This is a genomic window from Mycobacterium asiaticum, from assembly GCF_001668675.1.
In the GTDB taxonomy this organism is placed as follows: domain Bacteria; phylum Actinomycetota; class Actinomycetes; order Mycobacteriales; family Mycobacteriaceae; genus Mycobacterium; species Mycobacterium asiaticum_D.
The window spans coordinates 1-14,132 of the sequence record NZ_LZKQ01000094.1 but is presented as its reverse complement, the minus strand read 5'-3'; the positions used below and the strand labels follow the sequence as shown (position 1 = coordinate 14,132).

At 66.1% G+C, this 14,132-nt stretch carries 14 protein-coding genes and 1 pseudogene; 3 read left to right on the top strand and 12 right to left on the bottom strand.

The window, feature by feature from the left end:
- Positions 1–4 precede the first annotated feature (4 nt).
- The 6 genes from A9X01_RS08265 to A9X01_RS31810 are packed head-to-tail and all read right to left on the bottom strand — an operon-like array spanning position 5 to position 3,450.
- Positions 5–835: a DegV family protein gene (locus tag A9X01_RS08265; RefSeq protein ID WP_065120273.1), complete on the bottom strand. Its 831-nt coding sequence runs from the start codon at positions 833–835 to the stop codon at positions 5–7.
- Positions 832–1,584 (bottom strand): diglucosylglycerate octanoyltransferase, encoded by a 753-nt coding sequence (octT, locus tag A9X01_RS08260; RefSeq protein ID WP_065120272.1) that lies wholly within the window; start codon positions 1,582–1,584, stop codon positions 832–834. Before octT ends, A9X01_RS08265 begins: the two co-directional genes overlap by 4 nt.
- Positions 1,574–2,245, bottom strand: coding sequence for a glucosyl-3-phosphoglycerate phosphatase (gpgP, locus tag A9X01_RS08255; protein ID WP_065120271.1), 672 nt, complete (start codon positions 2,243–2,245; stop codon positions 1,574–1,576). The genes octT and gpgP overlap by 11 nt, the downstream gene beginning before the upstream one ends.
- Positions 2,242–2,625 carry a ribosome silencing factor gene (gene rsfS / locus A9X01_RS08250; protein ID WP_065120270.1) on the bottom strand — a complete coding sequence of 128 codons (384 nt, stop codon included), beginning with the start codon at positions 2,623–2,625 and terminating at the stop codon, positions 2,242–2,244. The genes gpgP and rsfS overlap by 4 nt, the downstream gene beginning before the upstream one ends.
- The gene (gene nadD, locus A9X01_RS08245; protein ID WP_081282268.1) at positions 2,622–3,284 is read right to left on the bottom strand and encodes a nicotinate-nucleotide adenylyltransferase; all 663 of its coding nucleotides are present in this window, start codon (positions 3,282–3,284) and stop codon (positions 2,622–2,624) included. Before nadD ends, rsfS begins: the two co-directional genes overlap by 4 nt.
- Before the next feature lie 34 nt (positions 3,285–3,318).
- Positions 3,319–3,450 (bottom strand): hypothetical protein, encoded by a 132-nt coding sequence (locus A9X01_RS31810; protein WP_301336925.1) that lies wholly within the window; start codon positions 3,448–3,450, stop codon positions 3,319–3,321.
- A gap of 121 nt (positions 3,451–3,571) precedes the next feature.
- Here A9X01_RS31810 and A9X01_RS08240 point away from each other — a divergent pair, with 121 nt between their 5' ends.
- Positions 3,572–4,618 (top strand): class I SAM-dependent methyltransferase, encoded by a 1,047-nt coding sequence (locus tag A9X01_RS08240; protein ID WP_065120269.1) that lies wholly within the window; start codon positions 3,572–3,574, stop codon positions 4,616–4,618.
- Between the two features lie 85 nt (positions 4,619–4,703).
- On the opposite strand, the gene A9X01_RS08235 is transcribed toward A9X01_RS08240, so the two are convergent.
- The 6 genes from A9X01_RS08235 to A9X01_RS08210 all read right to left on the bottom strand — a co-directional run bounded on the left by A9X01_RS08235 (position 4,704) and on the right by A9X01_RS08210 (position 12,884).
- Positions 4,704–6,146 carry a vWA domain-containing protein gene (locus A9X01_RS08235; RefSeq protein WP_065120268.1) on the bottom strand — a complete coding sequence of 481 codons (1,443 nt, stop codon included), beginning with the start codon at positions 6,144–6,146 and terminating at the stop codon, positions 4,704–4,706.
- Complete coding sequence (locus tag A9X01_RS08230) at positions 6,146–7,021, bottom strand: AAA family ATPase (protein ID WP_036358503.1); 876 nt, start codon at positions 7,019–7,021, stop codon at positions 6,146–6,148. The genes A9X01_RS08235 and A9X01_RS08230 overlap by 1 nt, the downstream gene beginning before the upstream one ends.
- 14 nt (positions 7,022–7,035) lie before the next feature.
- Positions 7,036–8,283, bottom strand: a complete 1,248-nt coding sequence (locus tag A9X01_RS08225) for a glutamate-5-semialdehyde dehydrogenase (RefSeq protein WP_065120267.1) — start codon at positions 8,281–8,283, stop codon at positions 7,036–7,038.
- Between the two features lie 114 nt (positions 8,284–8,397).
- The gene (locus A9X01_RS08220) at positions 8,398–9,801 is read right to left on the bottom strand and encodes a mechanosensitive ion channel domain-containing protein (RefSeq protein WP_065120266.1); all 1,404 of its coding nucleotides are present in this window, start codon (positions 9,799–9,801) and stop codon (positions 8,398–8,400) included.
- The gene (locus A9X01_RS08215) at positions 9,801–11,981 is read right to left on the bottom strand and encodes an adenylate/guanylate cyclase domain-containing protein (RefSeq protein ID WP_065120265.1); all 2,181 of its coding nucleotides are present in this window, start codon (positions 11,979–11,981) and stop codon (positions 9,801–9,803) included. Before A9X01_RS08215 ends, A9X01_RS08220 begins: the two co-directional genes overlap by 1 nt.
- Positions 11,982–12,122: 141 nt before the next feature.
- Positions 12,123–12,884 (bottom strand): hypothetical protein, encoded by a 762-nt coding sequence (locus A9X01_RS08210; protein WP_065120264.1) that lies wholly within the window; start codon positions 12,882–12,884, stop codon positions 12,123–12,125.
- A 70-nt stretch (positions 12,885–12,954) separates the two neighbouring features.
- On the opposite strand from A9X01_RS08210, the gene A9X01_RS08205 reads away from it, so the two are divergent.
- Both A9X01_RS08205 and A9X01_RS08200 read left to right on the top strand, forming a co-directional pair.
- Complete coding sequence (locus A9X01_RS08205) at positions 12,955–13,821, top strand: ribokinase (protein WP_065120263.1); 867 nt, start codon at positions 12,955–12,957, stop codon at positions 13,819–13,821.
- 78 nt (positions 13,822–13,899) lie between these two features.
- Positions 13,900–14,132 (top strand): annotated as a pseudogene (locus tag A9X01_RS08200) (hypothetical protein); the annotation flags it as partial.

Here is a 14,132-nt window from a genome sequence, read left to right as displayed (position 1 = left end):
AAAGTCATTCGGCTAGCTGCAGGCACACCGCCAGCGCTCCGGCACCGACGTGCACCGCCAGCACCGGACCCAGCGGCGTCACGATCGCGGGATCACAGCCCGGCAGCCGTTCGGCCAGTTCCGCCGCCAACTCCTGTGCGCCGTCGGGGTTACCGACATGGTGGACGGCCAGCGCCGCGGAGCGCTCCCCCACCACCGCACAGATCTGCTCGATCAGCGCGGCGACAGCTCCCTTGGCGGTTCTTATCCGTTGCGCCAGAACGAGTTTGCCGTCCTCGATATGCAGCAACGGTTTGAGGGCAAGTGCGGTACCCAGCCAGGCCTTGGCCCCGCCGATCCGCCCGCTGCGCCGCAGGTTGTCCAATCGGTGCACGATCATGTACGCGTGCGTGCGGTCGACGGCGGCGGTCGCGACCTTGGTGACGGCGTCCAGGTCTCCTCCGGCCGAGGCCGCCTCGGCGGCAGTCAGCACCGCGAAACCGGTGCCCATCGCCGTCGACTTGGAATCGACGACCCGTACCGCACCACCGAAATCCCCGGCGACGCGTTCCGCCAAGCGGTAGGTCCCGGACAGGCCCGACGAAATATGCACCGCCACAACACCGTCACCGTCACTATCGGCCAGGGCCCGCTGGTAAACGGCGCTCAAGTCGGCCGGGGTGGCCGCCGCCGTGGTCGCATTACGCTTGTGGATGTCCTCGGGGATGTCATCGACACCGTCGCGCAGGTCGGCGTCGTCGAACAAGATGTGCAGGGGCACTTCGCGAATGCCCCACCGGTCCCGCAGTTCGGCCGGCAGCCGCGAGGAGCTATCGGTGACCACCTGAACTGTCAACCGCGCCGCTCCTCAGCGCCGGTCTGTAATGCTTCGGCAAGCGCCTTGAGCATCAGCTCCGCAACCGCTTGGTGTGCCTCGAAGTTCCAGTGAATGCCGTCGGGGTTGCCCCGCCCACTCATGATCTCTTCGCCGACAGCGGCTTTGAGATCCACCAGCGGAACGTTGTGGAACTGAGCCCATGCGGTGATCGCCGCGACGGTGCCCGCGCGGCCCTGATGTGCCTTGCCGTACGTCTCGGCGATGTGTACCGACGGCAGCGACGCCACGATCGGGATGCCCGGCCGATTGAAATCGATTGCGGCACGGGTTTGTTCGAGGTATTCCGCGGTCAGATGCGGCGGCAACGCCGGGCGGGCGATCGGCGAAAACCGTGGCTGCAGCCAACCGTAGCCGTCCCGCACCCAGCGGCGCAGCCAGGGCGGCCGGACATAACGGATCAGCTCGCGCAGCGCGGTCGGCCAGACCGACGGCAGGGAATCCATTCCGCTGGTCGCGAAGATCACCGCGCCGGCCTTGGGCAACGCCGCCCAGGCCCGGGGGTCCTGGGTCGCCGCCCACCACACGTCGCGACAGGTCCAGCCGATCCGGCCGATCAGCTCGACATCCCAGTCCAATTGTGAGGCAACGATATTCGGCCAGATCCGCGGATCGTCGGCTGGCAGACCGCCGGTGGGGCCGTAGTAGGACAGCGAGTCGGCGAAGATCAGCAGTACGGGACGTGTCTCGCGACCGGGATCAGAGGACATCGTTGGACACCTGCGCCGAAGCGTTCCACACGTCCAGGCGCCAGCGGATGGCGTCGAAGTCCGCGCCCAGCGCGGAATGGCCGGAGAGTTGCACCCAACTGGCGTTGCCCAGGCCGCCCAGGATCGGCCAGTTGTCCACCGGCAACCTCAACAGGCCGGCGGACAACGCCGCGATCAGCCCGCCGTGCGCGACCAGCACGATCGGCCGTTCCGGCTCGCCCGGTCCGCCCCACTCGGGCGCCGCGGCAACCAGCTCGGTCACCAGCGGCACACTGCGGGCGGCCACGTCCACCCTGCTCTCGCCGCCGTGCGGTGCCCAGGTGGCATCCTCGCGCCAGGCCAGCCGGGCGCCCGGCGCTTCGGCATCGATCTGGACGTGGGTCATGCCCTGCCAATCACCGAGGTGCGTCTCGCGCAGCCGGGCATCCACCCGCACCTGCATCCCGGTGCGCTCCCCCAGCTTGATCGCCGTGTCATAGGCCCGCCGCAGATCCGACGACACGATCAGCAGGGGTTGGAGTTTGCCCAGCACCTCGGCCGCCGCGACGGCCTGGGCTCGGCCCAGCTCACTCAGGTCCGTGTCGAGCTGGCCCTGCATTCGGCTGCCGAGGTTGTAGTCGGTCTGGCCGTGGCGCAACATCACCAACCGGCGCACCGTCATTCCGGGGCCGCCTTGGGTTGCTCGCCCAGGTCCACCGGAACTATCGGGCAGTCGCTCCACAGCCGGTCCAGCGCGTAGAAGTTGCGGTCGTCCTGGTGCTGGATGTGCACCACAATGTCGCGGTAGTCGAGCAGCGTCCAACGGCCCTCGCGGGCTCCCTCGCGACGGGCCGGCTTGTAGCCCGCCTGGCGCATTTTTTCCTCGACCTCGTCGACGATCGCGTTGACCTGCCGTTCGTTGGACGCCGAGGCGATGACGAAACAGTCGGTGATGACCAGCTGGCCGGAGACGTCGATGACGAGAACATCATCGGCCAATTTCGAAGCCGCGGCGGTGGCGGCCACTGTGGCCATGTCGATCGCTTCCTGGTTTGCGCTCATGTGCTGTTGCCGGCGGCCAGGCTGGGGGCGGCCGGATTTTCGCTCCTCTCGGGAGTCCGGTAGAGACGTCGCTTGGAGACGTACTGCACGACGCCATCGGGCATCAGGTACCACAGCGGCCGACGTTCCTGCGCCCGCTGCCGGCAGTCGGTCGAAGAAATCGCCAGCGCGGGGATTTCGTACAAGGTCAAGGTGCCCTCGTCCAGGTCGCCGATCGCCTCGATGATGTGGTCGTTGCGCAGCTCGTAGCCCGGACGGCTGACACCGATGAAGCGGGCCAGTCCGAAGAGCTCCTCCCAGCCCTGCCAGGACAGGATGGAGGCCAGCACGTCGGCACCGGTGATGAAGTACAGCTCGGCATCCGGGTTGAGGGTGTGCAGGTCGCGCAGCGTGTCCTTGGTGTAGGTGGGACCGCCGCGGTCGATGTCGACCCGGCTCACCGAGAAGCGGGGGTTGGAGGCGGTGGCGATCACCGTCATCAGGTAGCGGTCCTCGGCGGCCGAGACGTGCCGATCCTTCTGCCAGGGTTGGCCGCTGGGCACGAAAACAACTTTGTCGAGCTTGAACTTGTCGGCCACCTCGCTGGCAGCGACCAGGTGGCCGTAATGGATGGGATCGAACGTCCCACCCATCACTCCCAGCCGACGCTGCTTTTGCATGGTTTGCCAGCTTACTGGAGGCTGCGATCAGGCATTACGGCTCGAGGAATGCACGCAGTTTCGCGGCGACCACTTCCTGCTGGTCGACGAAGATCAGGTGATTGGCGTCGTCACCGAAATCGGCCGCCCGCGCTTCGTCGGATGTGAACGCCGATGGCCGGGCCATCGCCCCTCTTTCACCACTGCGCTGCCGCTGCTGCAGTGCCTCGCTCAGAGCATTCTCAGAGCAGCCGTCGTCCTGACGCAATGCTCGGCGGCAACCCAATAGATGGTGTAGAAGATGATCTGTGGAAAATTTGCCGTCGGGCTCGGTAGATCAGGCAACAGCGTGGAAAGACGCCATGACACGGCGCCTCTACACCCGCTCGGTGGTCACCGGGGAGATTTCGCTGCCCGCCGTCCCGAGCATGCTCGACGAGTACGTCGAGATGTGCAGTGGCATCTTCGCGGGCGTGGGCAGGAAGTTCAACGACGAGGAAATCGCCCATCTGCGTACCGTGCTGCAGACCCAGTTGACCGAGGCGTATTCCATTTCCCACCGATCCAACATCGTCATCTCCTACAACGCCCCGGTCGGCCCGACTTTGCATTATCAAGTGAGCGCACGCTGGTTCAGCGTGGCCGAGGCCTATGACAACTGGGTCGCGACCCGCGAGCCGCCGCTGTTCGGCACCGAACCCGACGCGAGGGTTTGGGCCCTGGCCAACGAAGCCGCGGACCCCAGCACGCATCCGGTGCTCGATATCGGTGCGGGCACCGGGCGCAATGCCCTTCCGCTGGCACGGCGCGGACACCCCGTGGACGTGGTGGAGATGACTCCGAAATTCGCCGAGATCATCCGGGCCGAGGCCCAGCGGGATGCGCTGGACCTGAGAGTTATCGCGCGCAACGTCTTCGAGACGACAGACGATCTGCGACAGGATTATCAACTGATCCTGCTTTCCGAGGTGGTGTCAGATTTCCGCACCACCGAGCAGCTGCGGGGCTTGTTCGAACTCGCCGCGCAATGCCTGGGCTCGGGCGGCCGGTTGGTATTCAATGCGTTTTTACCCCGCCACGGCTACGAACTCGACGGCGTCGCACGCGAATTCGGTCAGCAGGCGTACACCAGCATGTTCACCAGAGAGGAAGTGTCGACCGCGGTTGCCGGGTTGCCGCTCGAGCTGGTGGGCGACGACTCGGTGTATGAGTATGAGAAAGCGCACCTGCCACCCGGCGCCTGGCCGCCCACCAGCTGGTACGCCGACTGGGTCAGTGGGCTCGACATCTTCCCGGTGGGACGCGACGACAGCCCGATCGAGATGCGCTGGCTGGTGTTCTGCAAAACCCGCTGACTGACGCGCTTGCCCCAGCGCCGAGCGTCACGCTGGCGTGGCGTCGGGCGTCGAGTGCCACACTGGCGTGACGCTCGGTGCGCGCTTATACCGGCAGTAGCTGGTCGATCACCGCCGCCAGCTGCTTGGCCGACCGGCATTCGTGCATCGCGATGACCTCTTCGTAGCGCGGCACCGCCGAATCCCCGCTGCCCCACAGGTGTTTGGGCTCGGGGTTGAGCCAGTGCGCATGTCGGGCGGCGGTCACCATGTCGGCCAGCACGTCGACGGCCGGGTTGCGATAGTTGGTGCGCCCGTCGCCGAGCACCAGCAGTGAACTGCGCGGCGACAGCACGTTGGGGTTGGCCTGTACGAACGAGACGAACGCGTTGCCGTAGTCGGAGTGTCCGTCTCGGGCGAATACGCCGGCCTCCCGGGTGATCCGCTGGATCGCCACGGCCAGGTCCGCTTCCGGGCCGAACATGTGGGTCACCTCGTCGGTGGTGTCGATGAACGCGAACACCCGCACCCGCGAAAACTGTTGGCGCAGAGCATGTACCAGCAACAGGGTGAAGTGGCTGAACCCCGCGACCGAACCCGAGACATCGCACAACACCACCAATTCCGGACGCGCCGGGCGCGGCTTCTTCAGCACCACGTCGATCGGCACCCCACCGGTGGACATCGACTTGCGCAGCGTCTTGCGCAGGTCGATCGTCCCCGCGCGGGACCGACGACGCCGGGCGGCCAACCGAGTCGCCAGGGTTCGCGCCAGCGGGGCCACCACCCGGCGCATCTGCCGCAACTGGTCACCGGACGCTCGCAGAAATTCGACGTTCTCCGAGAGTTGGGGAATGCCGTACATCTGGACGTGGTCGCGACCCAACTGTTCGGCGGTGCGCCGCTTCGTCTCCGCGTCGACCATCCTGCGCAGCTGTGAGATCTTCTGCGCGGCAAGCGCCTTGGCGATCTGCTCCTGGCTGGGCGAGGGCTCGTCACCGTAGGGGGCGAGTAGCCCCGCGAGCAGTTTGCCCTCCAGCTCATCCAACGCCATCGCCTTGAGCGCCTGATACGAGGAGAAGGACGGACCGCGGCTGGAGTTGTATTTCCCGTAGGCCTCGACGATCCGGGCGATCATCCGCACCAGCCGCTCGTCCATGTCGGCCAGTTCGGGGTTTTCGTTGAGCAGATCCAGCAGCATCTGCCGCATCGCCTCGACGTCGTCGGGCGGCAGGCCGTCGGGGTCACCGGCCGCGTCGTCCTCGGTTATCACCGCGCGGGCGCCCAGGGCCGCGGGGAACCACAGGTCGAACATCGCGTCGTAGGTGTCCCGGTGATCCGGCCGGCGCAGCACCGCACACGCGATGCCTTCCCGCAACACCTCGCGGTCGCCCAGACCCAGCGTGGCCATCACCCGGCCGGCGTCCACCGTCTCCGACGGCCCCACCGAAATGCCGCTGGCGCGAAGGGCTTCCACGAAACCGACCAGATGACCGGGCAGCCCGTGCGGGGCGAGCGGCCGGGACGGGCGGATGCGCCGGGTGGCCATCAGTTCAGCCTTAACTCACCGGCCGCGCGCTGCTGATCGGACTGGTGTTTGAGCACCACACCGAGGGTGGCGGCGACGACGGCGTCGTCGATGGTGTCCAGCCCCAACGCGAGCAGCGTGCGTCCCCAGTCGATGGTCTCGGCGATCGACGGCACCTTCTTCAGTTGCATGCCGCGCAGCACCCCGATGATGCGCACCAATTCCTCGGCGAGGTGCTGGGGCAGTTCGGGCACCCGGGACAACAGGATGCGCCGTTCCAGCTCGGGGGTCGGGAAGTCGATGTGCAGGAACAGGCAGCGGCGCTTGAGCGCCTCGGACAGCTCGCGGGTGGCGTTCGAGGTCAGCACCACCAACGGCGTGCGGGTGGCGGTGATAGTGCCCAATTCCGGCACGGTCACGGCGAAGTCGGAAAGCACCTCCAGCAGCAGGCCTTCGATTTCGATGTCGGCCTTGTCGGTCTCGTCGATCAGCAGGACGGTCGGTTCGGTGCGGCGGATCGCGGTCAGCAGCGGGCGCTGCAGCAGGAACTCTTCACTGAAAACGTCGTCCTTGGTGGCCTCCCAGTCGCCGGAGCCGGCCTGGATGCGCAAGATCTGCTTGGCGTGATTCCACTCGTACAGGGCGCGGGCCTCGTCGACGCCCTCATAGCACTGCAGCCGGACCAAGCCCGATCCCGTGGCCTGGGCGACGGCGCGAGCCAGTTCGGTCTTGCCGACCCCGGCCGGGCCTTCCACCAGCAACGGTTTGCCGAGCCGGTCGGCCAGGAAAACCGCGGTGGCGGTGGCGGTGTCGGGAAGGTAACCGGTCTCGGCGAGCCGTCGCGAAACGTCGGCGATATCGGCGAACAGCGGCACAGGCCGTGCGGGCACGCTCATTGAGTCTCCTTGGTTTAGGCCGGACGGGTTTGGCCGGAGCCCCACACGATCCATTTGGTCGAGGTCAATTCCGGCAGCCCCATCGGGCCGCGGGCGTGCAGTTTCTGGGTGGAGATGCCGATCTCGGCGCCGAACCCGAACTGCTCGCCGTCGGTGAAGGCGGTGGAAGCGTTGACCATCACCGCGGCCGCGTCGACCTGTTCGGTGAACCGCTGCGCCGCAGCAAGATTCGTCGTCACGATGGCTTCGGTGTGCCCGGTGCCGTATTCGTTGATGTGGGCAATCGCGGCGTCCACGCCGTCGACCACCGCGACCGCGATGTCCATCGCCAAGTACTCGCGGCGCAGGTCGTCCTCACCCGCATCGGTGTGCACGGCGACGCCGGCGCCCTGCAGCGCGCCCAGCAGCCGGGGCATCGCCTCGTCGGCTATCGCGGCATCGACCAGCAGGGTTTCCGCGGCGTTGCACACACTCGGACGACGAGTCTTGGAGTTGAGCAGAATCCGTTCGGCGACATCCAGGTCGGCGGATTCGTGGACGTACACGTGGCAGTTGCCGACGCCGGTCTCGATGGTCGGAATCTGCGCGTCTCGCACCACCGCCTCGATGAGGCCCGCGCCGCCGCGCGGAATCGCGACGTCGACCAGGCCGCGAGCCTGGATCAGGTGGGTGACCGTGGCGCGGTCGGACGATGAGAGCAGTTGGACCGCGTCGGCCGGCAGTTCCTGACCGGTCAGGGTCTCGCGCAGCACCTTGACCAGCGCCTCGTTGGATCGCGCCGCCGAGGAGCTGCCGCGCAGCAGGGCCGCGTTGCCGGATTTCAGCGTCAGGCCGAAGGCATCGACCGTCACGTTCGGGCGGCCCTCGTAGATCATTCCGACCACGCCGAGCGGAACACGCTGCTGACGCAGTTGCAACCCATTCGGCAGGGTGGATCCGCGCAGCACCTGACCGACCGGGTCGGGCAGCCCGGCGACCTGCCGAAGCCCCGCGGCGATGCCGTCGACCCGCTGCGGGTTCAGTGCAAGCCGGTCGAGCATCGCGTTGGGGGTGTTGGCGTCGCGCGCGGCGTTCAGATCCTCGGCGTTGGCGGCCAGGATTCGGTCGACGTTGGCCAGGATCGCGTCGGCGGCGGCGTGCAGCGCGCGGTCTTTGACCGCGGTCGGCACGGAAGCCAGGATGCGGGCCGCCACCCGCGCACGACGGGCGGCGTCATGCACCTCTTTGCGCAGATCGGGAAGCGCCGGTGCGTGCAAACTCATTGATCCAGGGTATCGGCATGCGGGCCTGTTCACTCAGCGTGGGTCAGCCGGACTTCGTCGTCCACCACCGGTAGAGGCCGGCCATGTCGGTGCCGACGATCATGGCGACCCGGTTCAGCCCGCCGGCTGGCGCTGGGTCACCCGCTTGGCCTTGCGCTGCCGCTCCTCGATCAACCGGCCCAGGTCCTGCAGCAGCAGCGGCTTGTCCATCACGATTTGCTCGATGTGTTCGCGGTCGATCTCCAGCGCGGTGACCTCTTCCAGGGCGTAGGCGGCGGCCACGTTGCGTTGCCGAGTCAGCGCGGTGATCCCGATGAACGAACCCTCGTCGAGCGTGGTCACGGGCACTTCGACACCGTCCTCGTCGGTGACGGTCAGCCGCACCCTCCCGGCGACGAGGAACGTCATCACCGTGGCGATGGCTCCGGCGTACTGCACCTTCTCGTCGGCGCCGTACCTGACGATGCGGGCGTAGGGAGCGAGGAACTGCTGATCGGCGAGGGTGAGGCGGAGCTCGGTCGCGACCACCGTGCGCAATGCGTGCCGGACCCGTTCGGACGTCGAGAAGTCGTCATCCGCGCCGTCCAGATGCAGTTCCTGCCGGCGCGAGGCGTACCAGATCCAGCGCAGGAACGTCGCCTCGGTGTCTCCTGCGTCCGACGGCGAACCGACCCTGATCGTGGTGCGGTACTCGCCGCCGCCCAGCGCCACCGAGGTCGGTACCGTGCCGGGCTGGATCAGCGGCAACCCGCTGGCCACGAACGACAGCATCGCGCACACCTTGTCGGGCGGATCCGAGGTGGCGAACGTGGTGGTGACCGAGACCTTGTGCGGGCCGGCGGGACGGCTGAGGTTGGTGAAGGCGGTGGTGGCCAGCATGGAATTCGGCATGATGCGCATGCCGCTTCCGGTCTGGATGTGCACGGCGCGCCAGTTCACCTCGACAACTCGTCCCCGCGCGGTCTGGGTGTCCAGCCAATCGTTGATCCGGAAGGGCTGCTCGAAGAGCATGAACAGGCCCGACACGATCTGACCGACCGAGTTCTGCAGCATCAGGCCGATGACCACGGAAGTGATCCCGAGCGCGGTGAACACACCGCCGACGCGCACACCCCAGATGTAGGACAGGATCACCGCCAGACCCAGCCCGATCAGCGCGAAGCGGCCGACATCCAGGAAGATCGCCGGAACCCGCTTGCGCCAACTGTCTTCGGGAGCGCCTTCGAACACCGTGGCGTTGAGGCCGGACAGCAGCAGCACCAGGACCAGGAACCCGAACACCGTGGTCAGCAGTCGCACCGGGACGTCGCCCGCCGAGATCTGCGACGCCTTCACCAGCAACAGCAGCAACGCCCCGAGCGGTAGCAGCCAGTTGCGCACCATGCCGACCTGTCGGGCCAGTCGGCTGCGCCGTCTGACCAGCGTGTGGTGTAGCTCGGTGAGCAGGATCAGTCCGGCCGGGAAGCCGACCGCTACCGCGATGGCCCAAAAGAACCAGGAGGAATGCAACGGATTCATCAGCGCTCCGACAACCGGTAGATCGTCTGCTCGGCGCCGCCCACCGAGACCGTGCCCGCCGGGGTGAACTGGCGAGAATCGCGCATCGCCTCATACACCTGGACTGCCACGTAAATGCCCGGTTGCGGTGCGCCACTGTGCATTTGGTAAGCCAGGCTGACGGCGGTACCCCACATGTCGTAGACCAGACCGGACTGACCGACCAGTCCGCTGACGACGTTTCCGGTGTTGATACCTACCCGCAACCCAAGATGGTGGCGACTCTGATTGTTGAATCGGTCGATGATCCGCCGCATCTCGAGCGCGAACTCGATGCTGCGATGCAGGCTGTCCAATCGTGGTGTGATGACGCCGCAGCTGGCCAGATATCCGTTGTGGAAGGTGCGGATCCGTTCGACACCAAGGGATTCTGCGGCCGAGTCGAACTGGCCGAAGAGATCGTCGACGATTCCGACCAATTCGTGTTCGGGGACCTCGGTGGAAATCTCGTCGACTCCGACGATGTCGGCAAAGATGATCGCGACGTCCTGGTGCATCTGGGCGATGGTGCTGTCGCCCTGGCGATATCGCTGCACCACCGACTCGGGCATCAGCGAGAGCAGGAGTCGATCGTTCTCTCGCCGTTGCTCGTTGAGAAGCTCTTCCTTGATAGCGAGGTTGCGGCTCATCTCGTTGAAGGCTCCGGTGAGGTCGCCGATCTCGTCACGCGACGTGATCGGAATGTTGACCTCGTAGTCACCCGAGCTGATCCGTTGCGTCCCCTCCTCCAGGCGGCGTACGGGGCGTACCGCGGCCTGCGCGATCAGCATGGAAGCCACGCTGATCGCGAAGATCATGGCCGCGACCGCCACCGCAAGCGATTTGCTGAATCTGGCCAGCCTGGCGAATGCGTCGGAGTCGTCCCGAGTGGCCAGAATCGCCCAGTGCAGATCGGAATTCGGGATGTCCAGCGGGGCGTAGGCCTCGAGTTCCCTGTTGCCGGTGTAATCCGTACCCACCATCACCCCGGTCTCACCGCGTAGGGCGGCCTTGAGTCCGGCACTGTGGATCGGCTGCACCAACGTTGTGCCACCCAGCCGAATCGCCCGGTCGGCGATCTCCGACGAGGTCCCGGCCGCGATCACCTCGCGCCGGTACTCCTGCGGATCTTGCAGGAAAAGTCTTGAATCGGAGCGCATCAAGCTGTCGGGTCCCGCCAGGTACGTCTCGGTCGCCGCTCCCATACCCGCGGCATCCCAGTCCTTGTTGGCAGTCATGATCTGGTTGATCTTGGCGATGGGTACCGGTAGGGCCATCACACCGTCGGACTTGCCATCGATGCCGACCGGCGACACCACCCACGCGGTCGGCGCGCCCAGCGCCGGCTGGTAGGGCTGAAAGTCGGTGATCCAGACGAACTCGATATCGTTGGCGCGCAGCGCTTTTTGGTACGCCTCGCGGAGATTCGACTCGCGGTACGGCCCGGTGAGGATGTTGGTCCCGAGGTCCGGTCCCTTCCGGACCGAATACACCACGTTGCCGTCCATGTCGAACAGCAGCGCGTCCTGGTAGTCGAAACGCTTGACGATGTCGCGCATGTAGAAGTCGTAGCGCGCATTGGCCGCCGACCATGCGCTGCCATCGCCGGCGTCCAGCGTCGGCGTCGAGTCGGGCTTTGATGTGGCCGTGTAATTGGCTTGGAGGTAGCGCTGTGCGTTGGTTTTCGGTAGCACGGCGTTGAGATCGATGTCTTCGCCGGTCACTCGCTGCATGGGCTTGATCATGCGATTTTCGTAGTAGTTGACGATTGCCTGTTGTTGCGGGCCGCTGATGGTGGCGTTGGCCAACTGATTGAATCCGGCGGACAGCGCAACCACCGCTTGGTCGACGCTGAATCCGCTGCTGTAGACATCCAGGGAATTCGTCACTTCGGTGAACAGCGCCTCGATCTGCCGCTTCTGGGACTCGCGCAGTTCGATCAGCCGCTCGGACTCGACTTCACGCAAGGCACTGCGGCCAGAGATGCCGGCCAGGACGCCAATCACGGCCACGGACAGGATGCTCGACAGCAGCAGGGCGATCAGGATTTTGGATTGAATGCTGACCCGGAAGCGAATCCCCGGCAGGCGCGGTCGGAAACGCCTCTTGGCCGGAGCGCTGACACTCTCCGGCGTTGGCTCTGTTGGCTCACCCGACGTCAATCGGCTTCCTTCTGCTACCGGTCTGCTACGGGTCCCCGGTCACGGTGCAGATTAGCTTGCGGCCCGGCGGATAGCGGTCTTCGGTGAGAAAGTGACGCCGTCTTGTGTCCTGGCTTCCACCAAAGAGTGACGCTGCGGTGCTCAGTGCACGGCGCGCTCCCAGTCGACGACGAATCGGTGCGAAGGATCAGCAGGGTCTACCGCACAAGGGAGTTCGAGGCCGATGGCGAGATGCGGTACGTGCTCCGGCGGTACCGACTGGACGCTTCGACCGACCACGGGTGCCAGGTTGGGAAACCGCAGCTCCATCTCGATCACATACTGCGGGGCGTCAAGAAGTTCTGGCATCGCGGTCGCCGCCCTGCCCAAGGTTCGCAACGTGTTTCCGTTGGCCGCGAAGGACTTCAGCACCCCGGGTACCCGTTGGCCGGTGGCGAGCAATTCCGCCGCCGACGCCCACCGCCCCGAGCTGCCTCCGTGCCGTTGCTTGAGCTGGTTGTATGCCGCCGCGGTTGCCGCGGCACTCGGCGGCGGTTGTGGGCCTGCCGATGTCGGGTGCGTCGGCGGGCCGGATTCGATTCGGACCTTCTGCGGGTTCGCCGAGTCAACCTGAACGCGCACGATAAGGCCCGGCTGCACCGAAGCCAACGAAATGGGGTGCACCGCTTGCCGAACGGTGGCTTCGTAGGGTTCACGCCCAGGCAGTTCGACAGTCAACCCGATGTTGCAGACGTACCTGTTGTCGATCACCGTGCCCGTCGACTCCAGCGAACGGACGTGGGCGATGCCCGCCAGCGGAGGGCCCGCGAACTTCGGCTTCCTGATCCGGTAGAGGTTGACAGCGATGAGCACCACGACGGCAGCCGGCACGCCCCAGCTGACGAACGTGATCAACATGTCCATGGCCGCAAGGTAATCACGGGCTGTCGCCTACCGTGCCCAAGTTTGGGGAAATGCTTCTACTCTCGACGACATGTCAACGCGGGTGGTCGTGGTCGGCAGCGTGAACCTCGACCTGACCCTGGACGTCGCCAAACTGCCCAGGCCCGGTGAGACGGTGCTGGCGTCATCGTTGACGCATGCCCCCGGCGGCAAGGGCGCCAATCAGGCGGTGGCCGCGGCACGAGCGGGCGCGCGGGTGCAATTCGTCGGTGCGGTCGGTGAGGACGCCGCCGCTGACCAATTGTTGGCGCATCTGCGGTCCGCGGGCGTCGGCCTGGACGGCATCGTGCGGCAACCCGGGCCGAGCGGCACGGCGGTCATCGTGGTCGACGCCGGCGCAGAGAACACCATCGTGGTGGCTCCCGGCGCCAATCGGCACCTGACGCTGACGCCGGATGTGGTCGCGGAGTGCGATGTGTTGTTGACCCAGTTGGAGATTCCGGTGACGACGGCATTGACGGCAGCTCGGCAGGCGAGGCGGGCTGGGGCGGTTGTGATGGTCAATGCCTCACCCGCTTCACCCGCCGGGTCGGATGCCGACGCACTGGCCGAACTGGCCGGCGTAACCGACGTGGTGGTCGCCAACGAACACGAGGCGACCGAATGGCGCTGGCAAGTTCCTCATTTGGTGGTCACCCTGGGTGCGCGCGGGGCCCGGTACATCGGCGTCGACGGCGAGTTTGAGGTGCCTGCCCCTGCCGTTACCGCGGTCGATACGACTGGTGCCGGTGACGTGTTTGCCGGTGTGCTGGCGGCGAATTGGCCGGGTGATCCGGGTTCATCTGAGCAACGTCGCTTGGCGTTGCAACGGGCCTGCGCAGGCGGCGCATTGGCGACGCTGGTCCGGGGTGCGGGTGACTGCGCACCTGATGCCGCCGCGATCGAAGCGGCGCTCTGATGGCGAAAGACGTTGAACTGATTGCATTTCAGGGTTCTGCTGAGAACAGTTGTCAGTGGGTCCGCATAGCATATGGTTATGGTTTCGAGTTCGCGTGCGGAGATCGTGGAGGTCTTCGATGGACTCGATGCCGAGGTGGATCGGTTGTGTGGGTTGTCCTTTGACGTGTTCACGACGCCGGAGCGGTTGCGGGCGTTGGAGCGCTTGGAGCGGGTCGCCCGGAAGTTGCGGGTGCCGCAGCACGGGTTGATCAACGAGCTCGGCGCTCAAGCCAGCAAGGAAGAGTTGGGTGGCACGCTCACGTGCGCGTT

Coding starts and splice junctions, on each gene's coding strand:
- nadD (WP_081282268.1), bottom strand. CDS start 3,284: ATGCAAAAGCAGCGTCGGCTGGGAGTGATGGGTGGGACGTTCGATCCC.
- A9X01_RS08205 (WP_065120263.1), top strand. CDS start 12,955: ATGTCAACGCGGGTGGTCGTGGTCGGCAGCGTGAACCTCGACCTGACC.
- A9X01_RS08210 (WP_065120264.1), bottom strand. CDS start 12,884: ATGGACATGTTGATCACGTTCGTCAGCTGGGGCGTGCCGGCTGCCGTC.
- A9X01_RS08225 (WP_065120267.1), bottom strand. CDS start 8,283: ATGAGTTTGCACGCACCGGCGCTTCCCGATCTGCGCAAAGAGGTGCAT.
- A9X01_RS08235 (WP_065120268.1), bottom strand. CDS start 6,146: ATGGCCACCCGGCGCATCCGCCCGTCCCGGCCGCTCGCCCCGCACGGG.
- rsfS (WP_065120270.1), bottom strand. CDS start 2,625: ATGAGCGCAAACCAGGAAGCGATCGACATGGCCACAGTGGCCGCCACC.
- A9X01_RS08220 (WP_065120266.1), bottom strand. CDS start 9,801: ATGAATCCGTTGCATTCCTCCTGGTTCTTTTGGGCCATCGCGGTAGCG.
- A9X01_RS08230 (WP_036358503.1), bottom strand. CDS start 7,021: ATGAGCGTGCCCGCACGGCCTGTGCCGCTGTTCGCCGATATCGCCGAC.
- A9X01_RS31810 (WP_301336925.1), bottom strand. CDS start 3,450: ATGGCCCGGCCATCGGCGTTCACATCCGACGAAGCGCGGGCGGCCGAT.
- octT (WP_065120272.1), bottom strand. CDS start 1,584: ATGTCCTCTGATCCCGGTCGCGAGACACGTCCCGTACTGCTGATCTTC.
- gpgP (WP_065120271.1), bottom strand. CDS start 2,245: ATGACGGTGCGCCGGTTGGTGATGTTGCGCCACGGCCAGACCGACTAC.